This is a genomic window from Pseudomonas fulva NBRC 16637 = DSM 17717, assembly GCF_000730565.1.
Taxonomy (GTDB): domain Bacteria; phylum Pseudomonadota; class Gammaproteobacteria; order Pseudomonadales; family Pseudomonadaceae; genus Aquipseudomonas; species Aquipseudomonas fulva.
On the sequence record NZ_BBIQ01000001.1, the window covers coordinates 166,882 to 191,197 of the forward strand.

General features: G+C 62.2%; 25 protein-coding genes. 9 read left to right on the forward strand and 16 right to left on the reverse strand.

Going from position 1 to position 24,316, the window contains the following annotated elements:
• Positions 1-44 precede the first annotated feature (44 nt).
• Positions 45-1,886, forward strand: a complete 1,842-nt coding sequence (locus PFU01S_RS00770; protein WP_028686767.1) for an amidohydrolase — start codon at positions 45-47, stop codon at positions 1,884-1,886.
• Positions 1,887-2,171: 285 nt separating this feature from the next.
• Here the strand turns inward: PFU01S_RS00770 and PFU01S_RS00775 are convergent, their stop codons facing one another.
• The 6 genes from PFU01S_RS00775 to PFU01S_RS00800 all read right to left on the reverse strand — a co-directional run bounded on the left by PFU01S_RS00775 (position 2,172) and on the right by PFU01S_RS00800 (position 7,707).
• A complete protein-coding gene (locus PFU01S_RS00775) occupies positions 2,172-3,083 on the reverse strand; it encodes a LysR substrate-binding domain-containing protein (RefSeq protein ID WP_027913398.1) in 912 nt (303 codons plus the stop codon).
• A gap of 128 nt (positions 3,084-3,211) precedes the next feature.
• Complete coding sequence (locus tag PFU01S_RS00780) at positions 3,212-4,009, reverse strand: SDR family NAD(P)-dependent oxidoreductase (RefSeq protein ID WP_028686766.1); 798 nt, start codon at positions 4,007-4,009, stop codon at positions 3,212-3,214.
• Positions 4,009-4,785: an alpha/beta fold hydrolase gene (locus tag PFU01S_RS00785; RefSeq protein WP_027913400.1), complete on the reverse strand. Its 777-nt coding sequence runs from the start codon at positions 4,783-4,785 to the stop codon at positions 4,009-4,011. Before PFU01S_RS00785 ends, PFU01S_RS00780 begins: the two co-directional genes overlap by 1 nt.
• Before the next feature lie 179 nt (positions 4,786-4,964).
• The gene (locus PFU01S_RS00790) at positions 4,965-5,540 is read right to left on the reverse strand and encodes a PIN domain-containing protein (protein WP_027913401.1); all 576 of its coding nucleotides are present in this window, start codon (positions 5,538-5,540) and stop codon (positions 4,965-4,967) included.
• Complete coding sequence (locus PFU01S_RS00795; protein WP_027913402.1) at positions 5,537-6,004, reverse strand: helix-turn-helix domain-containing protein; 468 nt, start codon at positions 6,002-6,004, stop codon at positions 5,537-5,539. Before PFU01S_RS00795 ends, PFU01S_RS00790 begins: the two co-directional genes overlap by 4 nt.
• 212 nt (positions 6,005-6,216) lie before the next feature.
• A complete protein-coding gene (locus tag PFU01S_RS00800) occupies positions 6,217-7,707 on the reverse strand; it encodes a YifB family Mg chelatase-like AAA ATPase (RefSeq protein WP_027913403.1) in 1,491 nt (496 codons plus the stop codon).
• A gap of 232 nt (positions 7,708-7,939) precedes the next feature.
• On the opposite strand from PFU01S_RS00800, the gene PFU01S_RS00805 reads away from it, so the two are divergent.
• Positions 7,940-9,949, forward strand: a complete 2,010-nt coding sequence (locus PFU01S_RS00805; RefSeq protein ID WP_028686765.1) for a DUF4034 domain-containing protein — start codon at positions 7,940-7,942, stop codon at positions 9,947-9,949.
• A 35-nt stretch (positions 9,950-9,984) separates the two neighbouring features.
• Here PFU01S_RS00805 and PFU01S_RS00810 read toward each other — a convergent pair whose 3' ends face one another.
• Positions 9,985-10,242 carry an accessory factor UbiK family protein gene (locus PFU01S_RS00810; protein WP_028686764.1) on the reverse strand — a complete coding sequence of 86 codons (258 nt, stop codon included), beginning with the start codon at positions 10,240-10,242 and terminating at the stop codon, positions 9,985-9,987.
• Between the two features lie 363 nt (positions 10,243-10,605).
• Between PFU01S_RS00810 and glnK the strand changes: the two genes are divergently transcribed.
• From glnK to sutA, 3 genes are all read left to right on the forward strand, one after another.
• The gene (glnK, locus tag PFU01S_RS00815; protein WP_002555808.1) at positions 10,606-10,944 is read left to right on the forward strand and encodes a P-II family nitrogen regulator; all 339 of its coding nucleotides are present in this window, start codon (positions 10,606-10,608) and stop codon (positions 10,942-10,944) included.
• Between the two features lie 47 nt (positions 10,945-10,991).
• A complete protein-coding gene (locus PFU01S_RS00820) occupies positions 10,992-12,323 on the forward strand; it encodes an ammonium transporter (RefSeq protein WP_023532646.1) in 1,332 nt (443 codons plus the stop codon).
• A 517-nt stretch (positions 12,324-12,840) separates the two neighbouring features.
• Complete coding sequence (gene sutA / locus PFU01S_RS00825) at positions 12,841-13,170, forward strand: dormancy-specific transcriptional regulator SutA (RefSeq protein ID WP_023532471.1); 330 nt, start codon at positions 12,841-12,843, stop codon at positions 13,168-13,170.
• 77 nt (positions 13,171-13,247) lie between these two features.
• On the opposite strand, the gene PFU01S_RS00830 is transcribed toward sutA, so the two are convergent.
• Genes PFU01S_RS00830 through lptM form a run of 6 tightly spaced genes read right to left on the reverse strand, consistent with a single transcriptional unit; the run spans position 13,248 to position 17,870 of the window.
• Positions 13,248-13,943, reverse strand: a complete 696-nt coding sequence (locus tag PFU01S_RS00830) for an HAD family hydrolase (protein ID WP_028686763.1) — start codon at positions 13,941-13,943, stop codon at positions 13,248-13,250.
• Positions 13,943-14,839 carry a tyrosine recombinase XerC gene (gene xerC / locus PFU01S_RS00835; protein WP_027913407.1) on the reverse strand — a complete coding sequence of 299 codons (897 nt, stop codon included), beginning with the start codon at positions 14,837-14,839 and terminating at the stop codon, positions 13,943-13,945. The genes PFU01S_RS00830 and xerC overlap by 1 nt, the downstream gene beginning before the upstream one ends.
• Positions 14,839-15,549: a DUF484 family protein gene (locus PFU01S_RS00840; RefSeq protein ID WP_023532867.1), complete on the reverse strand. Its 711-nt coding sequence runs from the start codon at positions 15,547-15,549 to the stop codon at positions 14,839-14,841. Before PFU01S_RS00840 ends, xerC begins: the two co-directional genes overlap by 1 nt.
• Positions 15,550-15,562: 13 nt before the next feature.
• Positions 15,563-16,393, reverse strand: coding sequence for a diaminopimelate epimerase (gene dapF / locus PFU01S_RS00845; RefSeq protein WP_027913408.1), 831 nt, complete (start codon positions 16,391-16,393; stop codon positions 15,563-15,565).
• A 4-nt stretch (positions 16,394-16,397) separates the two neighbouring features.
• Positions 16,398-17,645, reverse strand: coding sequence for a diaminopimelate decarboxylase (gene lysA, locus PFU01S_RS00850; protein WP_028686762.1), 1,248 nt, complete (start codon positions 17,643-17,645; stop codon positions 16,398-16,400).
• A 9-nt stretch (positions 17,646-17,654) separates the two neighbouring features.
• Positions 17,655-17,870: an LPS translocon maturation chaperone LptM gene (gene lptM, locus PFU01S_RS00855; protein ID WP_033694875.1), complete on the reverse strand. Its 216-nt coding sequence runs from the start codon at positions 17,868-17,870 to the stop codon at positions 17,655-17,657.
• 244 nt (positions 17,871-18,114) lie between these two features.
• Between lptM and cyaY the strand changes: the two genes are divergently transcribed.
• The 3 genes from cyaY (at position 18,115) to rnk (ending at position 19,298) form a co-directional block, all read left to right on the forward strand.
• Positions 18,115-18,447 (forward strand): iron donor protein CyaY, encoded by a 333-nt coding sequence (gene cyaY, locus PFU01S_RS00860; RefSeq protein ID WP_023532439.1) that lies wholly within the window; start codon positions 18,115-18,117, stop codon positions 18,445-18,447.
• 1 nt (position 18,448) lies between these two features.
• Complete coding sequence (locus PFU01S_RS00865; RefSeq protein WP_028686761.1) at positions 18,449-18,670, forward strand: DUF1289 domain-containing protein; 222 nt, start codon at positions 18,449-18,451, stop codon at positions 18,668-18,670.
• A 217-nt stretch (positions 18,671-18,887) separates the two neighbouring features.
• Positions 18,888-19,298 (forward strand): nucleoside diphosphate kinase regulator, encoded by a 411-nt coding sequence (gene rnk / locus PFU01S_RS00870; RefSeq protein ID WP_023532559.1) that lies wholly within the window; start codon positions 18,888-18,890, stop codon positions 19,296-19,298.
• A gap of 32 nt (positions 19,299-19,330) precedes the next feature.
• Here rnk and PFU01S_RS00875 read toward each other — a convergent pair whose 3' ends face one another.
• Complete coding sequence (locus PFU01S_RS00875; RefSeq protein ID WP_027913410.1) at positions 19,331-22,186, reverse strand: class I adenylate cyclase; 2,856 nt, start codon at positions 22,184-22,186, stop codon at positions 19,331-19,333.
• 153 nt (positions 22,187-22,339) lie between these two features.
• On the opposite strand from PFU01S_RS00875, the gene PFU01S_RS00880 reads away from it, so the two are divergent.
• Entirely contained in the window at positions 22,340-22,792 is a 453-nt protein-coding gene (locus PFU01S_RS00880; RefSeq protein ID WP_027913411.1) for a YaiI/YqxD family protein, read from the forward strand.
• Positions 22,793-22,846: 54 nt separating this feature from the next.
• Here the strand turns inward: PFU01S_RS00880 and elbB are convergent, their stop codons facing one another.
• Positions 22,847-23,506: an isoprenoid biosynthesis glyoxalase ElbB gene (elbB, locus tag PFU01S_RS00885; RefSeq protein WP_027913412.1), complete on the reverse strand. Its 660-nt coding sequence runs from the start codon at positions 23,504-23,506 to the stop codon at positions 22,847-22,849.
• Positions 23,507-23,607: 101 nt separating this feature from the next.
• Positions 23,608-24,192 (reverse strand): DedA family protein, encoded by a 585-nt coding sequence (locus PFU01S_RS00890; RefSeq protein WP_023532679.1) that lies wholly within the window; start codon positions 24,190-24,192, stop codon positions 23,608-23,610.
• Positions 24,193-24,316 lie beyond the last annotated feature (124 nt).

Sequence of the window (24,316 nt, forward strand, 5' to 3'; positions counted from 1 at the left end):
ACGCCGCTGCGCCTGACCTATGAACTCCATTCCAAGGAGGCCCTATGGACGCCGATCTGATTCTGTTCAACGGCAAGCTGCACACCGTCGACCGCGAGAACCCCAACGCCACCGCCGTGGCCATCAAGGATGGCCGTTTTATCGCCGTGGGCAGCGATGCCGAGGCCATGGCCCACAAAGGAACGGCCACTCAGATTGTCGACCTGCGCCGGCGCACCGTCATTCCCGGGCTCAACGACTCGCACCTGCACCTGATCCGCGGGGGCCTCAACTACAACTTGGAGCTGCGCTGGGAAGGGGTGCCGTCGGTGGCCGATGCCCTGCGCATGCTCAAGGACCAAGCCGCACGTACGCCGACCCCGCAATGGGTCAGGGTGGTGGGTGGCTGGAACGAGTTCCAGTTCGCCGAAAAGCGCATGCCCACCCTCGAGGAAATCAACCAGGCTGCCCCGGATACCCCGGTGTTCCTGCTGCACCTGTACGACCGGGCGTTGCTCAATCGTACAGCGCTCAAGGCTGTGGGCTATGACAAGACCACGCCCAATCCGCCTGGCGGGGAAATCCAGCGTGACACGTTCGGCAACCCCACGGGCATGCTGATCGCGCGGCCGAACGCCATGATTCTCTACGCCACGCTGGCAAAAGGCCCCAAGCTGCCACTCGAATACCAGGTCAACTCCACGCGCCAGTTCATGCGCGAACTGAACCGATTGGGGCTGACCAGCGCCATCGATGCCGGTGGCGGCTACCAGAATTTCCCGGACGATTATTCGGTGATCCAGGAGCTGGCCGACAAGGGTCAACTGACGGTGCGCATCGCCTACAACCTGTTTACCCAGAAGCCCAAGGAAGAGCTGGACGATTTCCGCAAGTGGACTGCCAGCGTCAAGCTGCACAGTGGCACCGATTTCCTGCGTCACAACGGTGCGGGCGAAATGCTGGTGTTCTCGGCGGCTGACTTCGAAGACTTTCTGGAACCGCGCCCGGACCTGCCGCAGACCATGGAGCAAGAACTGGAGCCGGTGGTGCGGCACTTGGTCGAGCAACGCTGGCCGTTCCGTCTGCATGCGACCTATGACGAGTCGATCACACGCATGCTCGACGTGTTCGAGAAGGTCAACCGCGACGTACCGTTCAACGGCTTGCCGTGGTTCTTCGATCATGCCGAAACCATCACGCCCCGTAACATTGAGCGGGTACGCGCCCTGGGTGGCGGCATTGCCATTCAGGACCGCATGGCCTTCCAGGGCGAGTATTTCGTCGACCGCTATGGCGCCCAAGCGGCGCAGCAGACACCACCGATCAAGCGCATGCTGGAGATGGGGGTGCCGGTAGGGGCGGGCACCGATGCGACCCGCGTGTCCAGCTACAACCCGTGGACTTCGCTGTACTGGCTGGTCAGCGGCAAGACCGTTGGCGGCATGGCACTGTATCCCGAAGGGTTGAGCCGGGACACGGCCTTGCAGCTGTTCACCCAAGGCAGTGCCTGGTTTTCCAGTGAGCAGGGCAAGAAGGGGCAGATCAAGGTCGGTCAGCTCGCCGACCTGGCGGCGCTGTCGCAGGATTTCTTCTCGGTGGAGGAAGAGGCGATCAAGGGTATCGAGTCGGTGCTCACCCTGGTAGACGGCAAGGTCGTATACGGCGCCGCCGAGTTCGACAAGCTGGGGCCACCGCAGGTGCCTGTGTTGCCTGAGTGGTCACCGGTCGCCAAGGTGCCCGGCCACTGGCGCGTGGGCACCCCCTCGCTGGCAGCCATGGCACACCAGTGCTCGGGCCCGTGCGGTGTCCATGCCCACAGCCATGAAAAGGCCCGGCATTCCAGCGTGCCGGTCAATGACTTCCAGGGGTTCTGGGGCGCGTTGGGTTGCTCGTGCTTTGCCTTCTAGGCCGAGATGCTGAGGGCTGTGCAGCAACCCGTCGCAGCCAGCCTGCAAGTACAGCGCAGGCCTCAACCCGCTTAACTCTGTGAAAGCGGCCTTGCCGGGGCGACGAACCGACCGCAATGGGCCGCACAGCGGCCCCAAGGTTTCAGCTTGGCAGCTCATTTTGCCGGGGCCGCTTTGCAGCCCATCGCGATCAGTGAGCGCCCCCATCACCAGCCGCCCACTCCCCCTGAAACTGTAGCGGCGGGACATTTTGGGCGGTGGCCATGGGCGTTGCAGGCTCGAACCTCAAGCCATGTCGCAAAGCGCAAATTCATCCGCCAGGTGATCGATCAATGCCCGCACCGAAGGCAGCAAGCCGCGTCGTGAGGGGAAGATCGCGTGCACGATGCCACTGCGCGGGTACCAGCCTGGCAGCAACTCCACCAGGCGGCCCGCTGCCAGGTCGTCACGCACGGCCACCCGTGGCAGGTGCGCAATGCCGATACCCGCCACTACGAAATGGCGCAGGGCGAACAGGTCGTCGGTGACCATGCGCGGCATGTGCGGTATGACGATGCTCTGGTTGTTGTCACCGTCTCGGGACAGCTCCCAGTGATACTCCCGCTGGGCACTGCCCCAATGCAGGCTGGGCAGCGTGCCCAGTAGCTGAGGATCGAAACCGTCGGGCAATTGCGCCAGGTGGTGGGGATGGCCTACCAGGCACTGGGTGCTGTCGCTCAGCACCTTCATCACCATGTCCGTGTTTTCCAGCGGCGGAAAACGAACACGCAGGGCAATGTCGAAGCCTTCATCCAAGAGATCGACGCGCCGGTTGGTGCTTTCGATGAACAGCTCCACCTGCGGGTACTTGAGCATGTAGCGCGTCAACATCGGCCCGACCCAAGCGTTGAGCAGGGTGGTCGGGCAACTGATGCGCACCAGCCCTCGTGGTTCGCTGCGGTTGCGCTCGATGATCTCGGCCGCACCCTCGGCTTCGACGCGCATGGCCAGGCAGCGGTTGTAATAAGCCTGGCCGATCTCGGTCAGTGCGAAGCGGCGGCTGGTGCGCTGCAGCAAGCGCACGCCCAGACGCTCTTCGAGCTCGGCAATGCGTCGGCTGAGTTTCGACTTGGGCATGTTCAGCGCCCGACCCGCCGGGGCGAAGCCACCGTGCTCGACCACCTGCGTGAAGTAGTAGAGCGAGTTGAGGTCTTCCAAGAATGCGTCTCCACAGAACCCGCCAAGGGCGGCCTGCGCAGTTTAACGTTCCTGGAAGCTGGATGCCGCATCTGGCGCTTGGGCCGCAGCGCGTGCGTGCTTGCCCTGGCCCGAGCGCCAGTGCAGGTTCAGTTCTGGACGCTTTGCACCGAGCCGCCATCGACCCGCAGGTTGCTGCCATTGATGAACGAAGCCCGCTCCGAAACCAGCAGCGCGATCGCGGCCGCGACCTCTTCTGGCTTGCCTCGGCGCTTCTGTACGATGCCGGGTCGTTCCTCTTCCAGGAAGCTTTCGATGGCCTCCTCGAAGCTCACGCCTTTCTCTTCGGCGCGCTGCTTCATCATGCCATCGGTCATGTTGGTTTCAATAAATGCCGGCGATACCGTGTTGCACAGCACCCCATGCGCCGCTTCCTTGTAGGACAGGTTCTTGATGAACGCGGCCAGTGCGGCCTTGGCGACGTTGTACACCGCCTCTTCCCAGTAAGGCTGCACGGCATTCTCGGAGGTGATGCACACCAACCGCCCCCAGCCCCGTTTGCGCATCGCCGGAACGGTGGCCCGCGCCACGCGCACGGCGGTGAAGAAGTCGGTATCCCAGGCTTCCTGGTAATCCTCGTCCTTCATTTCCAGCGGGTCGCCTTTGGCGCCTGTTACCCCCGTGGTATGCACCACGATATCCACCTGGCCATAACGCTCTTCGGCTTGCCGGACCAAGTTATCCACCTCGTCCTGACTGGTCATGTCCGCCGCGATGAGCAAGGGCGCGCCACCCAGCGCCTTGACGGCATCTTCGAGCTTGTCCTGGTCGATGTCAGTCAACACCAGCTTCACACCTTCCTCGGCGAGGAGGTGGGCAGTGGCCAGGCCAATGCCGCCAGCTGCACCGCTGATCAGGGCCACACGGTTTTTCAAACCTAAATCCATCAACGATCTCCCAGGGAAAGTTCAGCAGCGATTGGTCTTGCGAAATCAAGCATCGGCTCGGCCAATGCCTGAGGGGTCTGGTAAGGCATCAGGTGGCCCGCACCGGGCAGGGTAAGCAAGGTGCCGTTGGGGAAGTGCGACAAGGTGGTGCGCCGCTGCTCTTGGGCGTCGGGCACCTGCTGGTCATCGGCGCCGCAGATCAGCAGGGCCGGATAGGGCAGCAGGCCGATGCGATCGCTCCAGTCCTCGCGACTGCCGTGATCGACCCAGGCACGCCAGGCGTCAAGGTTGACGGCCTGGGCGTCGGCGATGGCGACTTCGCGCAGCGCATCGGGCAGCCTGTGGTAGCTCGAGTCGTCGACGAAGGCTTCGGCTTGCTCCCGGCTGGCGGTGTAGGCCCGTTGCTGGTCGCGGTCTTCATCGCTCATCGGCTGGGGGCCGGGAGGCGATGGGGCCACCAGGATCAGGCCCCGAAGGTAGTCCGGGCGACGAGCGGCCAGCACGACCGCGACTTTGCCGGTCATCGAGTGGCCAACGAGGATGCAGTGCTTGAGCCCAAGCTCACGGATGCTCGCATCGACCTGATCGGCCATTTCTTCAACGGTATAGCCGGTGACGGCATTGGCATCGCCGTACCCGGGTGTGTTCAGGGCGATGCAGGCATGCGCTCGGTCTAGGTAAGGGACCGTGGCGGACCATGTTCGGTGCGAACCACCCAAAAAATGCATCAACACGAAGGTAACGGGACCGCGGCCTTGCTGGCTGTGTGGGAGCATCGAGCACCTGAAATCGTTCGCTTTGTAGATGGAAAGCGAAGCGGCTGGGGAAGTTCATTCAGGCATTGAGGGCGCTGGACAGCCTTGTTTCTGCCGGGGGGCGGGCACCAGGGTTCGCCCCTCAACCACTCCCGGGACGGTACTGCAGGGCCTCAGCCAGGTGCGTCCGGTCAAGATGGTTAGATCAGCAGCTCGTAGTTCGAGAGGTGCTTGACGGTCTCTGGGAGCCGCTGCTTGAGGAGGATGTCCAGCAGCTCGCGGGGTGAGTAAACCGGATTGTTAAGGGCTGCGCGCTGCTTCTGGACGGCCTTGAGCACAGCTGCCTGATCAAGGTCCCAGATGTCGGAGAGGAATACATCGGGATGCAACGCCTCGATCTCAAAACGTTTCAGAATCTCGGCCGGAAAATCTTTGAGGTTGTACGTGACAATCACCGAGGCGCCACATTTGATCGCTGCTGCCAAGACGTGTCTATCGTCTTCGTCTGGAAGGTCAAGCCCCTGCACAAGTGGCTCGTAGTCATTTACCAGAGAGTCAGGAATCGCCCGATTCATGAGTCCGACTGTGCGATAAAGTTGTGTTTCTGACACGTCGGGACGGTTTCTTAACACGTTTCGTGTCCATTCATCGTGGATTTGCTCGGACCAGCGCGCGCGATACGCGCCAGTCAGAGCCAGATGCATCAATAGGTCACGCAATGGTGCTGGATAAAGCACGCAGGCGTCGTAGATAACTGTAAAAGGTGAGTGCCTCATTGATAGCCCATATTAAGTTCTTGGGCTTGTGCAGCCAGTTCATCCATGGCGGCCTGGCTTGCTTTATCACGATCGGCCTTGTAGGCCATTAGGTCAGTAAATTTTACACGGCGGTGGCTGCCGGTTTTGGTGTGTGGGATTAGCCCCTCATCCAGCAGCTTGACCAAGTGAGGACGCGAGACGTTGAGCATATCGGCGCCCTCCTGGGTGGTCAGTTCCGCATGGATAGGCACCACCTTTACGGTGTTGCCCAAGGCCAGCTCGTTGAGTATGTCGCCAAGCAATCTGAGCGCGAACGTTGGCAGTTCAACAGTCTGCCGTTGCTGGGCTTCATCTACCAACTCAATGCGCTGAGTATCCAACTTGGTTGAGACGAACGCGGCAATCTGGCGGCTTGACTCAATAGCCGCGGTGATCGCTTTTTCATCTGGAAGGATGGCTTGAGCGAGATCGGCGGTAGTCATGGGTTGTCTCCAGTCGTTAAACAGAATTCCGGCGCCTAGTACGACAGATAGCCAATTTATATTCGAAACAAACGAAATGCACAATATTCGAAACAAACGAAACGGCGAGTAGTGCTTGGGGAGGAGCGTCTACCCACCTGGAGGTTGATGCGATGTACAGGAGGTGAGGTGCTCCGGCCTGGTCAAGTGCTTCCAGCTACCGCGTTCGCCTCTCAACCACTCCCGGGACGGTACTGCAGGGCCTCAGCCAGGTGCGCCCGGCCAATTGCCGTGCATCCCTCGAGGTCTGCCAGTGTTCTGGCGACCTTGAGCAATCGGTGTGCTGCTCGCAGCGACAGCGTCAATCGTTCACAGGCGCCTTCCAACCAAGCTTGATCAGGTGCTGCCAAGCTACAGTGCTGGCGCAGGCCATCGAGGTTGAGGAATGCATTGGCGCACCCTTGCCGACGTTGTTGCACCTCCCGGGCGTGCGCGACCTGAAGGGCGACGTCGGCGCTGCTTTGCCCGCAAGGCTGGTTGTTGAGCGTGGTGCTCTCGCGCGCCACGGTCAGGTGCAAGTCGATCCGGTCCAGTAGCGGGCCTGACAGTTTGTTGCGATAACGGGATATCTGCTCGGTATTGCAGCGGCATCGCCCTGTAGGGTCGCCCAGGTAGCCGCAAGGGCAGGGGTTCATGGCAGCGACGAGCTGAAAGCGGGCGGGAAAGCGCACTTTATCCCGCGCCCTGGCGATTACGATCTCGCCAGATTCCAGGGGTTCACGCAGCACTTCCAGTACCCGGCGCTCGAATTCGGGCAACTCGTCCAGAAACAGCACCCCGTGGTGGGCCAAGGTGATTTCCCCGGGTTGCGGCCGGCTTCCGCCACCCACCAGCGCAGGTCCGGAGGCGGAATGATGAGGGTGGCGAAACGGCCGTTGTGGCCAGCTGTTCAGCGGGGTGTGCCCGCTGACCGACTGGATGGCGGCGACCTCCAGCGCTTCATGCTCATCCAGCGGTGGCAGCAGGCCCGGCAGGCGGCTGGCCAACAAGGTTTTGCCAGTACCTGGCGGCCCGGTGAAAAGCAGGTTGTGCGCCCCGGCAGCGGCCAGTAGCAGCGCGCGTTTGGCCGCCAGTTGCCCCTGCACCTCGCTCAGGTCGGGATAGGGGCGAGGGTTCAGGAGCAAGCCATTGGCGGCATAGGCAGCTAGCGGTACCTGTCCGTTCAGGTGGGCCACCAGCTCCAATAGATGGCCTACGGCATACACCACCAGGCCACTGGCAAGGCTGGCTTCCTCGGCATTTTCACGGGGCACTACCAGTGCCCGCCCCGCCTCGCGTGCGGCAAGCGCTGCGGGCAAGACGCCCTGCACCGGCCGCAACGCGCCCGACAGTGCCAGTTCGCCCAGGCATTCGAGCTCGGCCAGGGTGGCCACGGGCACCTGGGCATCGGCGGCCAGGATGCCCAGGGCGATGGCCAGGTCGTAGCGGCCACCGTCCTTGGGCAGGTCGGCCGGAGCGAGGTTTTGCGTGATGCGCCGGGCTGGGTAGTTCAGGCCACTGTTGACGATGGCACTGCGCACGCGGTCCTTGCTTTCCTTGACCGTGGTTTCGGGCAAGCCGACCAGTGTGAGATGAGGCAAGCCATTGGCCAGGTGGGTTTCAACGCTGACGGCCGGGGCCTGCACGCCTACCTGGGCGCGGCTGTGAACAAGGGCTAAAGACATGGGCGCTCCATTCGCTGCCAAGACCGCTTCCTGCGGATGGACCCAGCATAGCGAGCCGAGACGGGGCAGGGGATGCCAGTGTGCTTCTGATCATTTCTACCTGTGCACCGCCTAGAAATGGATCCAATAGTTTTGCGCAGCGGCCTTCTTTGGCTTAGTGTTGTTCAAGCAAACCACCGATGCCATGGGATGGCACCGCTTCGACCTTGAAATGGACTTGAGGTATTGCGCTGTGCAAACGCTCACCCACACCCGTGAGGTTATTCGCGAACTGGTTCAGACCAACGCGTTCGTCGAGCTCAATCGCTATTTCGATTCCCTGGAGGCTCGCTGGTACCAAGCGCCCCCGGGCGAGTTCCCGGCCTATCTCTCAGCCGTCGAGAGCCATCTGCTGGTCGACCCGGACCAGGGGGACAGGGCGCTGAGCCAAGTGCTTCGCGCCTGGATCGATGCCTGCCCCAGGGCCTATCACCCGCAGGTCGTCATGGGCTTCTACTGCCTTAGCCGTGCCTGCCAGGTGGACCACGGCGGCGCCCGCACACCGGCACGCTGGCTGGCGATCGAGCAAATGTGCGAAACCGCCACTGCCCATTTACTCAGAGCCTTGGCCCGTTCGCAGCGGCCGGTCGCGGCTGCCATAGGCTTGCAGTTGCTCAGTGCCAGGTTTCGCGAGCCGGGCTGGCTGGTCGAGCTGTTCAATGAGCAGCCAGCCCGCTTCAGGCCCAGTACACATGCGGACGTGGAGGTGCAGGAGGCTGCCGCACCGTATTTGGTCAGGCATGGCGTGATGCCTTTGGCCGAGCTGCCTCGGATGTTGCCCGATGGACTTGAGCCGCGCACAGAGCGCCAGGAGCCGCAGGCCTATTGGCTGAGCCAGGCACTGGCCGCACGGCCGGGCTGCTTCGAGGCCATCAAGGCCCACGCGTTGTATCTATTGCAGGACCGACGTGGGCAAGTCGAGTCCATAGAACGGTTGGTCAACATGCCGGCTTGCCGGGGCTGGAGCGAGCCGTTGCGCAACGCGCTGCGATGGATGGCCGTGGAAGCACGCTTGAAACGCCCAAGTGCCGAACGCCCAAGCGCAGTGGCCAAGTACCAGCAATTGTTCGAAGACTGGGCCGTGCGCCCACTGCTGCCTAGGGAGACTGCCGTATTGCTGGCATGGCGCGGTGCGTTGCAGGCGAGCGTTTGGGGCGACCATGACAAGGCACTGGCCGATTTTACCCAAAGCCTTGCATGCCCCGCCGACCTGGGCGGCATCCAGGCGCTGGGACCACCGCTTCGGCATTTGGTCATCACGGCTTTGACACGCAGCCCTGCGCACGAGCAGGCACTGCTCAATACCGCGATTCTTCGCCTGAGCGATGGCCGCTCCCACGCCGCTGCCTGCGCGCTGCGGGCCGCGGGACATCACTTTGGCTTGTGGGGCCTGGCGCGCAGCGGCGATCAAGCCAAACGCTGGCTGACGATTGCGATCAAGCGCCAGCGGGCGGGTCAGGCTCCCGGCCTGAAAATCCTGGAACTGGCCCGCTTGCTCTGGTCCCATGATCGGCATGAGGTTGCCTACTATTTGCTTCAAGGCGGTGCCGAGCAAGCCCTGTCAGGTGCGGCGTTGAGCCTGTTCGAGCTTCACCAGGGTGAGTGGAGCGATACCCCTGGGCGATACAGGGACTGTGAAGTGGCTGAGCAATGGTTGCTGCGCGCCGTCCAGACAGGGAGTCGCCAGGCCAAATACCGGTTGGCCTGCTTGCAGATGCAAGGGGGGACGAACCTGGGTGATCGAGAAAAAATGCTCGAGGTCAGGCGCCTGTTGATAGACGCCCTGGGCAATGCTCAGACCAATGCCTGCGCACGGTTGCACCTGGGCATATTGCTGCGCCAGTTTGGCCAGCCGCGTGAGCGAGCCGAGGCGGTCGCCTACTTGCTGAGCCTGGTGGAGCACCCGGACAGCGCTATTGCAGCACGTGCCAGTGCCGAGCTGGGGCTTGCCTGGATGCAGGGGCAAGGTACACGCAGGCAAAGCCGCTATGCAGCCATTGAGTGGGTGACCCATGCGGCGAGCCTGCGACCTGGCGACACAGCCATCGAAGACATTCACGCCGAAGTCCTCAATTCGCGCAACAGGGTACGGACGCTGTTCACGCAATACGGCGCCGCGTTGTTCCGGGGCACCCTACGCCCCAGCGAACTGCCGCCCAAACCTGGCCTGGATCGACCGGCCAGCAGACGTGAAGCGCGCTGAAAGTCGATAGGAGGCTGGGTCACGCAGCTTTGGTGTCAGCGCTTGCCTTCCAGGCGCGCTTCGAGTTCTGCGACTTGTTCTTCCAGCGCCTCCAGGCGAGCCCGGGTGCGTGCCAGCACCACCATCTGACTGTCGAACTCCTCGCGGCTGACCACGTCGAGCTTGCTCAAAGCGCCTTGCATCAAGGCCTTGAACTGGCTTTCCAGCTCGGCCCGAGGCTGGGTGTTGTCGCTGCTGAACAGGCGCGAGGCCTGGTCGCTCAGGGCGTCGAGAAGGGCTTTGGGCGCGAGCATGAGGGTGTCCACCAGTGTCGAGAAATGGCGGCCAGTGTAGCACGCACCCTTGTGCCTCCCATGACGAGGCGGTGTTGCACGTTTTTCGCGCAAAGCCTGAACCAGCCTCGCACCGTATGGGTGCACAGGTTAAGTGCTGGCGATTAGCCAAAGCTGTAACGTCGGGCCAAACCCCTGATTTCCCTGGTGTTCACAGACCTGGCAAGGTTTCTGCAAAGTGCTAAGCGAGCCATGCACTGATGCAGTTCCTTGTGACCAGGCAGTGCGCATGCCGACGACGCGTTACAAAAGGCAACCGCTGCGCTTAGACTTGAGACGGGTTTGTTTTCCTGGGGCAAGTCCACCAAATCGGGAGAGAGTTTCATGAAGCTAGTCACAGCCATCATCAAGCCGTTCAAGCTGGACGACGTGCGCGAGTCACTGTCGGAAATCGGCGTGCAGGGCATCACCGTCACCGAAGTCAAAGGCTTCGGGCGTCAAAAGGGTCACACCGAACTGTATCGCGGTGCCGAATACGTGGTCGATTTCCTGCCCAAGGTGAAGATCGATGTTGCTATCGATGACAAAGACCTGGATCGGGTAATCGAGGCCATCACCAAGGCTGCCAACACCGGCAAGATCGGTGACGGCAAGATCTTCGTGGTGAATCTGGAGCAGGCGATCCGCATCCGTACCGGCGAGACCGATACCGACGCGATCTAAGCAGCAACACAAGCCTCACCAAACCCAACGCCCCAGGAGAAAACAACATGACTCTGCGTAAGATCGCAGGGCTAGGAGCCCTATTGTCCTTCGTCATGCCAGGGCTCGCCCTTGCAGAGGAGGCCGCGCCAGCACTCAACTCCGGCGACACCGCCTGGATGCTCACCGCCACGGCGCTCGTGCTGTTCATGACCATCCCAGGCCTGGCGCTGTTCTACGGCGGCATGGTGCGCTCCAAGAACGTGCTGTCGGTGATGATGCAGTGCTTCGCCATCACTGGCTTGATGAGCATTCTCTGGGTCGTCTACGGGTACAGCATGGCCTTCGATACCACCGGTATGGAGAAGGGCGTACTCAATTTCAACTCCTTCGTCGGCGGCTTCTCCAAGGCATTTCTCAGCGGCGTGACGCCTGACAGCCTGACCTCGGCCACGGCGCTGTTCCCTGAAGCGGTGTTCATCACCTTCCAGATGACGTTCGCCATCATCACCCCAGCCTTGATCGTGGGTGCCTTCGCCGAACGCATGAAGTTCTCGGCCATGCTGGTGTTCATGGGCATCTGGTTCACCCTCGTCTATGCTCCGATCGCCCACATGGTATGGAGCGGTGACGGTGCCCTGATGTGGGATTGGGGCGTGCTGGACTTCGCGGGCGGCACCGTCGTGCACATCAACGCTGGTATCGCAGGCTTGGTCTGCTGCCTGGTACTGGGCAAGCGTAAAGGCTACCCGACCACACCCATGGCACCGCACAACCTGGGCTATACGCTGATGGGTGCGGCCATGCTGTGGATCGGCTGGTTCGGTTTCAACGCCGGTTCGGCGGCTGCGGCCAACGGCACTGCGGGCATGGCCATGCTGGTCACCCAGATCGCCACGGCTGCCGCGGCATTGGGCTGGATGTTCGCCGAATGGATCGGTCACGGTAAGCCCAGTGCGCTGGGTATCGCCTCGGGCGTGGTCGCTGGCCTGGTTGCCATCACGCCAGCAGCGGGCACGGTGGGGCCGATGGGCGCGCTGGTCATCGGGCTGGCATCGGGCGTGATCTGCTACTTCTGCGCCACCAGCCTCAAGCGCAAGCTGGGCTACGACGACTCCCTGGATGCGTTTGGCGTACACGGCATCGGCGGCATCGTCGGCGCCATCCTGACCGGCGTGTTCGCAGCCCCGGCGCTGGGTGGCTTCGGCGCGGTCACCGATATCGGCATGCAGGTCTGGGTGCAGGCCAAAGGCGTGATCTTCACCGTGGCCTACACCGCCATCGTCACCTACATCATCCTCAAGGTCCTGGACCTGGTGATGGGGCTTCGGGTCAACGAAGAAGAAGAATCCGTTGGTCTGGATCTGGCGCAGCACAACGAACGCGGCTACAACCTCTAACAACGACGCTGCAGAAATGTGCCCGGCTCGCCGGGCATTTTTTCGTCTTGTGTTTAAGGTCGGCCTGATCAAGCGTGCGCGCAGGGGGCTGGCAAGGCGCTCACAAGCGGCACCTGCTGCCATTTTTTTTGATCACTTGCCCAGCATTTTCACGTGCGAAAACGGTTTATCCCGTCTATTTGTGACACGGGTACAAAACTTACAAAAGTTGGGGCATTCATGGCGCTTTGCTTTTTCTGCGAGCGCGCTAGAATGCGCGCCGAAGGGTGCTGGAACGTACATTCATCACCCCTGCCGGCCTTTGCCAGGCTGGCTAAAAAGCGCGTGGCCCAGCAGGGGTCACAGGTTTTGTGCGGCACTGCCACGTGCAGGCCCACCCGGGTACAGCCGTCCGTCAGATGCGTTGGCCCAAAGGCCGTGGTCGAACCCACGGCCAGTGGAATTTTCACCAGAAGCTGCCGGTCTACGGCAGCACTGGTCTCTAACTAACCTGCTTTTGCACGTCATGAGGTAGAACATGAGCGACGACGATCTGGAAAATGATGACCTCGAGGTCGGTGATGAAGACGAGGCTGATGACGGCCTTGAAGCGGCTGCCGATGATGTTGCAGAAGACGCTGGCGACGACGACAGCAGTCCTGCACCCGCTGCCAAGGGCAAATCCAAGGCGGCTGTCTCGGTAGACGAGATGCCCAGCCTGGAAGCCAAGCAAAAGGAGCGTGATGCCCTGGCCAAGGCCATGGAAGAGTTCCTGTCGCGTGGTGGCAAGGTTCAGGAAGTCGAGGCCAACGTGGTCGCCGACCCACCCAAGAAGCCGGACAATAAATACGGCAGTCGCCCTATCTAAGCGATGCCTTCGAAAAACCCGCCGTCGCTGCGGGTTTTTTTATGCCTGGCTTGCGCAGGGAGGTGCTGTCGGCAAGGTCATTGCCAGCGGGCGAGCACCTCGTGCAGGTGCGACAGGCGCTGAATTTCGGCGTCGGGTGCTTGCTCACCGGGCCACGCCTTGGCCTGGGGGTTGAACCAAACCGCGCGCAGCCCGGCGCGCTGAGCACCGGCAATGTCATCGCGAGGATGATCGCCGACGTGCACCGCTTCGCTGGCAGGCACGCCGCTGCGGCGCAGGGCCTCTACAAACGGGGCCGGGTCGGGTTTGCCGATGCCCAGGTCCTCCGCGCACAAGGCGAAGCGGAAATAATCGGCCAGCCCCAGCCGGCTGACATCGGCATTGCCATTGGTGATGACACCCAGGGCGTAATGCTGGCTCAGCAATTCCAGCATCGGTTGAACTTCCGGGAATATCTCGACCTTGTGCCTGGCCTGCAAGAACACCTCGAACCCCAGCTCGGCCAGTTGCTGTGCCTGCATCTGGCCGTAGCCGACGTCTTCGAGGGCGCGGGTCAGCACGCGGCGGCGTAAGGCGCTGATGCGGTGCTTGAGCTCGGGCTCTGCCAGGACGATCCGTTCTCGGATGGCAAACAGATGCTCGACAGGCACATCGCCCAGTAACGGGGCATTGGCTTGAAGCCAGTCGCGCAGCACGACTTCGGCACTGGCAATGACCGGCGCAGTATCCCAAAGGGTATCGTCGAGGTCGAAGGTGATCAGCTTGATGTTCATCAGTCGTTGCCTTTGCTGCGTTTGGCCCTGGGATGGGCGCTGTCGTACACCGTTGCCAGGTGCTGGAAATCCAGGTGCGTATAGATTTGCGTCGTGCCGATGTCGGCGTGTCCGAGCATTTCCTGTACAGCGCGCAGGTCCTGGGACGATTCCAGCACGTGGCTGGCAAAGGAATGGCGAAGCATGTGTGGATGCAGGTGCTGGCCCAGCTCGCGTTCCCCGGCCACCTTGACCCGCTGTTGCACGGCGCGTGGGCTGATGCGATTGCCTTGCCGGGTGATGAAGACGGCGCGATCCCTGGGGTTGCCGGCGCCGCGCAGGCGGTACCACGCCTGCAGTGCCTCCCGCGCCTTGCGCCCTACCGGCAGCACGCGGGCCTTGCCGCCCTTACCCAGCACCTGTACCAGGCCACCGGCCAGGTCGACATGGTCGAGGTCAAGGTTGGTCAGCTCCGAAAGGCGAAGGCCCGAGGAATAGAACAATTCGAGAATGGCTTGATCGCGCAGGGCAATGAAATCATCGTCCACGCCGCCATCGAGCAGTTGCAAGGCACGGTCGGTGTCGAGCACCTTGGGCAATCGACGCTCCCCCTTGGGGGCGCTCAGGCCATTGGCAGGATCGTGCTGGCAAATCTTTTCGCGGTTGAGGTAACGGTACAGGCCCCGCACCGCCGATAGCAGCCTGGACAGGCTGCGCGAAGACTGGCCCTGGTGATGCTGGCGCGCGATCAGCTGGCGCAGGTGTTGAATCTGCAAGGCTTGCCAGCCACCAATAGCCTGCTCGCTGCAGTACGCCATGACCTTCTCCAGGTCCCGGCGGTAGCCCACAAGCGTGTGCTCGGAGACCTGGCGCTCATTGCGCAGGTGTGCGCAGTAAGCTTCCAGCTGGCGCTCCATCAGCGCACCGGGCGCAGGCTTTGGCTGACGCGGGGGACCACACGGCCCAGCACCTCGGCGATATAGCTCAGGAACAGCGTGCCGACACTGCTCTTGTAATGCTGCGGGTCGCGGCTACCAATGGCCAGCACCCCATGCAGCCCCTGGTGCTCCAAGGTCGCCACCGCGCTAGAGCCCACGTCGCGGCGTTGCTCCTCACCGAACAGAAACGCCAGCTCGTGCTCGCGCAGGCTGCCGCTGACGGTCTTGCCGCTACCGAGCAGCGGGCCGATCGCTTGCTGGGCTTCGGCGTTGCTGACCCAGCGCCCCACCGGCGCTACGTTGTCGCCAAACAGGATCAGGCTGACGAAAGGTACCTGGAACTCCTGACGCAGGCTGTCTTCGACGACCATCACCACGTCTTCCAGCGTGGTTGCATCGAGCAGGTCCAGGATCAGGCGTCTGGTCTTGTCGAACAACCGATCGTTGTCGCGGGCCACGTCCATCAACTGCGAAAGGCGGTGGCGCATCTCGATGTTGCGGTCGCGCAGCAACTTGAGCTGGCGCTCGACCAGCGAAACACTGTCACCGCGCTGGTGGGGAATGTGCTGCTCGACCAAGAGCTCATCATGCTCGGTGAAAAAGGTTGGATGAGCACGCAGGTAGGCGACCACCGCTTCGGCATCGAGCTCAGCGGCCTGCTGGGGTATATCCTTGGGGTGATCGGTCATGACGGTTACTCGCTTAGAATCGAACCTGTCCTTCGTAGACGCGTACGGCCGGGCCGGTCATCACCACCGGCTTGCCTGGCCCGGCCCACTCGATATGCAAGCGCCCGCCCGGCAGGTCAAGTGCGACGGGCGAGTCCATCCAGCCTTGGCTGATGGCCGCCACGGCAGCTGCACAGGCGCCAGTGCCACACGCCTGGGTTTCCCCAGCACCGCGCTCCCACACGCGCAAGTTGCCGCGATGGCGGTCAATGACCTGCAGGAAGCCGGCATTGACGCGCTGGGGGAAGCGCGGGTGGTGTTCGATCTTCGGCCCCAGCTGATGCACAGGGGCGCTGACCACGTCGTCCACGCGCAGTACGGCGTGAGGGTTGCCCATGGACACCGCGGCAATCGAATGCACCTGATCGTCTACCTCCAGCGGGTAGCTCACCGACTGCTCGTCGGCGACGAACGGGATGTCGGCAGGGACGAAGCGTGGCGGACCCATGTCGACACTAACCTGGCCGTCGTTCTGTACGTCCAGCACGATGATGCCGCTCTTGGTTTCCACGCGTATGCGCTTCTTGGCGGTCAGGCGCTTGTCGAGCACGAACCGCGCAAAGCAGCGTGCCCCGTTGCCGCACTGTTCCACTTCGGAGCCGTCGGCATTGAAGATACGGTAGCGGAAATCGACTTCCGGGTTATTCGGCGCCTCGACGATCAGCAACTGGTCGAAGCCGATGCCCGTGTGGCGATCGCCCCACTGCTTGGCGTGCTTGGGCTGGATGTGGGCGTGCTGGCTTACCAGGTCCAGGACCATGAAGTCGTTGCCCAGCCCATGCATCTTGGTAAAACGCAGCAGCATGGGCTTACTCCGGCAGCAGGCTTTCGCCAGCGTACAATTCGGCGATGGTTTCGCGGCGGCGTACTTCGAAAGCCTGGTCGCCGTCGACCAGTATTTCCGCACAACGGCCACGGGTGTTGTAGTTGGAGCTCATCACGAAACCATAGGCGCCCGCTGACTGAACGGCCAGCACGTCACCCTCGGCGAGGTTCAGAACCCGGTCCTTGCCCAGGAAGTCGCCGGTTTCGCAGATCGGGCCGACCAGGTCATACGGGCGACCTTCGCCTTCACGCGGCTTGACTGCACAGATGCCCATCCAGGCCTGGTACAGGGCTGGGCGGATCAAGTCGTTCATGGCCGCATCGATGATGGCGAAGTCCTTGTGTTCGGTATGCTTGAGGTACTCCACACGGGTCAGCAGTACGCCAGCGTTGGCCACGATGTAGCGCCCCGGCTCGAATACCAGCGCCAGGTCCCGATCGCCCAGGCGCGCGCGGATGGCCTGAATGTAATCGGCTACCAGCGGTGGTTCTTCGTCGCGGTAGCGCACGCCGACCCCGCCACCCAGGTCCAGGTGGCGCAGGTGGATGCCGCACTCTGCGAGGCGGTCGACCAGTACCAGCAAGCGGTCCAGCGCATCGAGGAAGGGCTCCACGGTGGTCAACTGCGAACCGATATGACAATCGACCCCGACTACGTCCAGGTTGGGTAACTGAGCGGCCCGCACGTAGATGGCCTCGGCATCGGCGATGGCGATGCCGAACTTGTTTTCCTTGAGCCCGGTGGAAATGTACGGGTGGGTACCTGCATCCACGTCCGGGTTGACCCGCAGCGAGACGGGCGCAACCTTGCCCATTTCGGCGGCCACCTGCTGCAAACGCTCCAGCTCATCGGTGGACTCGACGTTGAAGCAATGCACGCCCACTTCAAGCGCGCGACGCATGTCTTCGCGGGTTTTGCCCACGCCGGAAAACACCACGCGGTCAGCGCGCCCGCCGGCAGCCAGTACGCGCTCAAGTTCGCCACCGGAAACGATGTCGAACCCTGCACCCATGCGCGCCAGTACATTGAGCACGCCCAGGTTCGAGTTGGCTTTCACCGCGAAGCAGACCAGGTGTTCGCAACCTTGCAAGGCATCGGTGTAGCTACGGTACTGGGCCTCGATGTGGGCACGCGAGTACACGTAGGTGGGGGTGCCGTGCCGCTCGGCGATTGCCGACAGGGACACCCCTTCCGCGAACAGTTCACCGTCGCGGTAATTGAAGACGTTCATCCGATTCCCTTACTGCTCAGGCGACTGCTCAGGCTCGGACTGCAGCGTGTCTTGCTGCTCCTGGGTCTGTGCTGACTTGGCTTTGGTCTGGTGCTGGTGCGCCGAGTGGGCGTCTTTGCGGTCCTTGCCGTCATCGGGCAGGTACAACGGGCCTTTCTGGCCGCATGCAGAAACGAGGCAGGCAACAGCGACCAGCGCCGCGAGGGAGGAAATCAGGCGCTTCATGGATGAAATCCTTAGAAAAATGCAGTATTGAGCCCGAGTATACCGAGCGACCGGCGGCTTGCCTATGCAAGTACCGGCCCGCCGGGCAGGCTATTCTGGGTGCCGAGCCGCACCTGTTTGCCGTCAGGGCCGCGTTGCAAGCGAAGTGGCCTGCAAGGACCCTGGCTAAACCTTTGCATTCATCGGCAAGCGCCCGTATCGTGCCCGGCTTGCCTGTCACGCCGCCAATTTCGAGGTTCCTGCAATGAGTTTGAGTGAAGCGCGTTTCCATGATCTGGTCGACGCTACCCAGCAGGCGCTGGAAGACCTGTTCGACGAAAGCGGGCTGGATCTGGACATGGAGAACTCCGCTGGAGTGCTGACCGTGAAGTTCGAAGGTGGAGCCCAGCTGATCTTCAGCCGCCAGGAGCCTCTGCGCCAGCTGTGGCTGGCCGATCGGTCCGGCGGCTTCCACTTCGACTATGACGAAGAGAGCGGCAAGTGGGTGTGCGAGAAGAGCGAAGAGCTGCTGGGTGAAATGCTTGAGCGCATCGTGTGGGAGCGAGCCGGCGAAAAGCTGGATTTCGACGACATCTGACATGAGCAATGCACCCGTTCGGCCCCCCAAGCCGCTTTACAGCAACGTCAGCCCAGCGGTGCCATCGCCGTGCATCAGCATCTGCCGCCTTGACGAACAGCGCGTGTGCACCGGCTGTCATCGGCATGTTGAACATATCCGCGAATGGCGCTCTGCCGATGATGAGCGCCGTCGGCAGATCTGCCGCGAGGCCACTGCGCTTCGCGACCTTAAGGCACACTGATAGCAAGGGCTTGAGTATTTGCCCCGCTGTGGTAGTGTCGGGGCTTGCGTCGATGACGCCAAAGCATTCGAAAACCCCGCCTTTGGGCGTAATGCTGGTCACTTAGGGCTGCTCTGCAGCCCAAACACTCTCAAGTGAACAGCACTACGCGCATAGGGCGGGGTTTTGCTTTATCTGTGCATCGAAAACTGCCTGTTCAAAGGAGTCTGACTGGATCATGAGCACCAAGCCTTCCCTTATCCTCACCCGTTTGGATGTACAACGTCTGGAGCGTCTGCTCGATAGTCTCGACGAAAGTACCCCTGGCGTGCTCGCGCTCAGCGGCGAGCTCGACCGCGCCGAGCAGGTGGTGGGGCATGATGAGGTGCCGGCAGGTGTGGTGACCATGAATTCGCGCGTGCATTGCCGCGAGCTAGCCAGTGGCAAGGACTACCATTTGACCTTGGTCTACCCCAAGGATGCCGGGCCAGACGGCAAGGTCTCGGTCCTGGCGCCCATCGGCTGTGCCTTGCTCGGGTTGTCGGTGGGTGAGCAGATCGACTGGCCGGCGCCAGGGGGCAAGACCCTCAGGCTAGAGTTGCTGGAAGTCGAGTATCAGCCGGAAGCGGCGGGCGATTTCGACCTGTAGTGCTTTCAACGCACCTGTGGCGTGGCCAGTGCCTAAGCCTGGCCAGCCAGCACCTGCTGTAGCCCCTCATTCAAGGCCTGCTCAAGTGTCCGCTTGTAGTTCAGGTAAACCTGCGTCGTGGCCTGGCGGCCATCGGGTAACCCGGAAACATCCAAGTCGGTGATGTAGCACCGATACAGGCCTGCACTTCGCCGCTGGGCGATGATTTCTCGTGCCACCACGCCATACAGGCTCGGCCCATGGTCGAGCTCGGAGAACTCCTGTTGTTCGCAGAACAAGGTCACGTGCGTGGCACCGTCGGTGTCGGCGTGAATCATGGCCTGGACGTCGTAGTAGGGCTGCACGTTCCCCGCATCCGGTGCCGCCCTCTGCTCCAGGCCCCGTGCCCTGGCTGATCCAGACCCAAGCAGCTGCGCGTACACGATGTCCAGGCGTGCTGCTTGCCTTGCACCATAAGGCAACTGCGCCTCGCGTCGGCGCAAGACCGAAGCCAGAAAGCGGTGCAGCGGCAGCAGAAGGTGAGGTTCGTCCTGCAACGGCACGCGCTGGTGCCACAAAGCGTTGCATTCATCCAGCACGTAGAGCTCGGCCCAGCTGTCGAACAGTCGATAGAAGACCTGGACGCAGTCGCGGCGGCCTTGCTCGAGCACAAGGCCCACATCGGTGTCCGGCAGGGCATTGGCATCCAGGCACACGGGGCTGTAGGTACTGCGCTCCTGGCCCATGAACGTGAGTAGCGCATCATGGTCGTCAAGGCTCGTGAGGACGACCTTGCCCTGGAGCCACTCCAGCACATGAACCTGGTGCGCCACCTGCACCAGGTAACGGCCAGGAACGTCCTGTGCGTGCAACTGCCGCGCAGTCTGGAAGAGCTCGGCCACACGCTGACTGATGGCCTGCGCCCGGTGCTGGGCAAAGCAGTGCGCCCGCACATTGGGCCAGCCGCTTGCCTGTTTCGGCAGGTTGATGAAATCGCGCAGGCATCGCATCAGCGCATGCTCGCCGTCGTAGCGATGTACCAGCACCTCGTTCCAGGAGTTGACCGTGACCTGGTCCACTGTCAATACCAGGTTTTCCCGCAGGCCACCGTAGCTGAGCGAGTCGGTACGCTCGGTGGTCAGCAGGATATCCAGCTCACGGTGGTGGGGCAGGGGGTCAATGCCCACGTTGATCAGCAGCAGCACATCGTCGGCGACGCTTGGCTGCAACAGGCTCACCTCGCTGACGGCGGGCAGCGGCAACACGATGAGCTGCTGCAGGCTCGCGAGCAGGCCCTGCAATTCAGGCTCTTTCAGATCGCTGATACCCGGATGAAGCGCCAGTCGTGTATGCCTGTCTATCACGCCATTGCAATGGGCCCAGACCAACAGCTCCACAAGGTGCCAGCAGCGCTTGATCGGGTTGGCGAGTTCCATTTCATGGCCATGCAGGTTGCCGCTGTAGAGTGCCCAGGGGTGGCCACCTGGCGCTCTGCGGCTGGGTGACTGGGCCAGCGTCACGGTTTGCTCGGCCAGGTCGCAGGCACGGTCGCTCTGGAGGATTTCCACCTTGTCCGCACGGCGCTCGAATGCTGCCTGCAATCGCCGTCCCAACAGGTTGAGCTCGCGCAAGTCGGCGCGGCTGGTCGCGTCATGTGTGCGCGCGAACTGCACCAGGAACCGGTAGCTGCGGCTGAGCTCGGCCACCCGTTCTCGGCGCTCCATGGTAACCTGGTGCACGCCCCAGCCAGGGCGACCATCGAGCAGGGCCAACTGCGCGCCTCCCCATCCCCACTCGTCGGTCAGGCTGCGCAGCAGGCGGCGTTGCCAGCCTTCGGCGCGGCCCTGTTCGCTGAGCTTGCTGTTCACTTTCAGGTACAAACTGCGCCGCACCAGTTCCAACCGAGCCTGCTCACGGCGTTGCATCAGGTAGCGCTCGATCCGTCGGTAGACCATGACGTAAGGATCGAGACGGTCAAGGTCGAGCTGATTGGCGAAGACCGCTTGCTTGTAGTCCAGGCTCAGGCAACGCACGGCGGGGTATTCGCTGGCATAGGCTTCGGTCAGCAGCAACTTGAGCAAGGACTTGTGAGGGGCATCGATGCCCTTGAACAGCTGCCAAAGCCCGGCGCCGACGAATTCGTGGCCTGGGATCTGCGCCAGGTGGCCCAGGTCCAGGGCTTCCCCAGGGCGTACGAAACGCTTTGCCAGCAGGGCTTGGGCGTAGGCCGGATAGCCGCTCTCCTGGTCGGGCGGCACCAACCACCACAGCGGCGTCCGCCCTGCCAGCCAAAGGGTCGTGCGGTAGAACTCGTCCAACAGAAGATAATGCTGCGTAGTGCCGCAATCGTCGGTGCCGAGTTGGCCTGTGCGCTGGCCCTGAGCGAACCCCTGGGTGTCAATCAGAAAGATGTGCGTATCGGCGCCCTGGCTCGCGGCCCAGGTTTCCAGCAACTGGCATTTGCGCTGTAGTGCCTCCAGCGCTTCGCGCTCCAGGTCGCTGGTATGGCATACCCATACATCGATGTCGCTGTCCTCAGCCTGGGCAAGCGTGCCCAGGCTGCCGATTAGAAACAGCCCGTCGATGGGGCGTGGCGAGGTGTTGTCGCGGGCTTTGTAGCTGAAGGCGCGTGCCAGGCGCTGAGCTTCGAATACCTGATCGGCGCTTGGCTCGAAGTCGCAGATGCCTGCCGGCGTCGTCGACGAAACATAGCCGGGCAGTAGCGGATGATTTACATGGAACAGCACGGGCAGCACCGTCAGGACCTGCTGCTGGCGGGGGGACAAACCGGCCATTGCTCGCTGCAGGCGGCCTGCGTTGATCTGTAGGTAGCGCCCACGCAAGTTGGCCAGCAGCTTACGGTCGATCCCGTTGTCCAGGTCCAGTTGGATCTCGTCGGGACAATTCATTTTGCGCTCATCAGTCCGCTGAAGCTGGGGCGAGTGTAGCCTGAACGGTACGGCTCACACAGGCTCATTCAGTTCTGGAGCTATTTGCGCGAGTTCCTGCAACCTGTCGGGGTAGTGCATCATGACTGGCTAAATGACAACGTGAGGTCAATCATGCGTGTTTGGATCGATGCCGACGCTTGCCCCAAGGCTGCCAGGGACCTGATCGTCAAGTTCGCCCTCAAGCGCAAGTTCGAAGTGGTCATGGTCGCGGGCCAGGCAGTGGCAAAACCAGCATTCGGCATCGTACGACTGATCGTGGTACCCAGCGGCATGGATGCGGCCGACGATTATCTGGTCGAGCATGCCGTACCCGGCGAGTTGGTCGTCTGCAGCGACGTGCCTCTGGCCGACCGGCTTGTGAAAAAGGGCGTAGCGGCGCTGGACCCGCGCGGGCGCGAGTTCGACGAGCGCAACATGGGCGAGCGCCTGGCTACGCGCAATCTGTTCACCGAGCTGCGTGAACAAGGCCAGTCAGGTGGCGGGCAGGGGCCTTATGGGGATCGCGACAAACAGGCGTTTGCCAATGCGTTGGACCGGATCATCGCTCGGCTGTCGGCGCTTTGATAGCCAATGGAGCGCCAATCGCCTGGTCAGGCGCTCCAGCCGGGCAAGCGGCGCTTACTCGTGGGTCAGTTCCAGCACCCGATCAACCAGCTTGTAGATCCCGCCAGCGGCTTCGCTGATGGTCTTTGCCGACATGTAGGCAGGGGTGGTCACCAGTTTGCGCTGCGGGTCCTCGACGATGTCGTGCACGTCGCATTCTTCGTGGGTACCGCCCATCTTGACGACGGCCTCGGCGGTGTCGGCGTCGTTGCCGATGGTGCAGACCACGCCAGGGCCATAGATCTTGGCAGCCAATGCAGGCGAGATACAGATCAGGCCAACTGGCTTGCAGGCGGCGGCGAACGCCTCGGCCAACCCCAGGACATCCGGATTGACAGTGCAGTCTGCGCCTTTCACGGCAAAGTCCGAGAGGTTCTTGGCTGCGCCAAAGCCGCCCGGTACGATCAAGGCGTCGAAGTCCTCGACGCGCGCCTCACGAATGTCTTTCACATCGCCACGCGCGATACGGGCAGATTCCACCAGCACGTTGCGCGACTCGGGCATTTCTTGGCCTGTCAGGTGGTCGATGACATGCATCTGTGCGATGTTCGGTGCAAAGCACTGCACCTGCGCGCCGCGTTGGTCCAGGCGCAGCAAGGTGATCACGCTTTCGTGAATTTCTGCGCCGTCATAAACGCCACAGCCGGAAAGAATCACCGCCACTTTTTTTGTCATGCTCATTACTCCAGGTCGAAGCGCTTGATACCCGTCAGGCTGGCAGCGCGGCGCAGTGCGGGATGGTCCATGTCTGTTGGAGTGTGCACAGGTGCAGGTGTTCAGTCCTGGGACTCGCGCGCAGCCCGGCGCTCTGCCCGCAGCGTGCGAAAGCGCCGGTGCAGCCACAGGCCTACGCCAAGCACCAGCAAGGCGCCCAGTACCCACAATTCGTAGCGCTTGATATTGCCCAGCAGGCCTTCGAGGATTGCGCCGAAATGATAGGCCGCAGCACCCAGGGCGATGGCCCAGATCGCGGCCCCGATGCCATTGAGCAGCAGGTAGCGCCGCGGCGGATAGCCCGAGAGACCAATCGCGACCGGCATTACCGTGCGAAGCCCGTAAACGAAGCGGAAGCTGAGCACCCAGATATCGGGATGGCGACGGATGTGGCCCAGGGCGCGGTCGCCCATTGCCTGCCAGCGAGGCTTGCGCGCCAGGATCTTGCGCCCATGGCGACGACCCATGAAATACCACAACTGATCACCGGCATAGCTGCCCATGAATGCCACCAGGCATACCAGCTTGATGTCCATGTAATCGCGGAACGCAAGAAAGCCTGCAAGGACCAGAATGGTCTCGCCTTCGAAGAAGGTGCCTAGAAAAAGGGCAAAGTAGCCGAAATCCTGCAGGAATTGTTGGAGCATTTTCTGAGGTGCTGGCGAAATGAACGCGCAGCCTACCCCTTCGCGTGCGTTCGGGAAAGTGTCCAAATGTGTCTCGACGTGAACAGTGCCCGCTACCACAATGTCTGCAACCGTGTGCCATGGC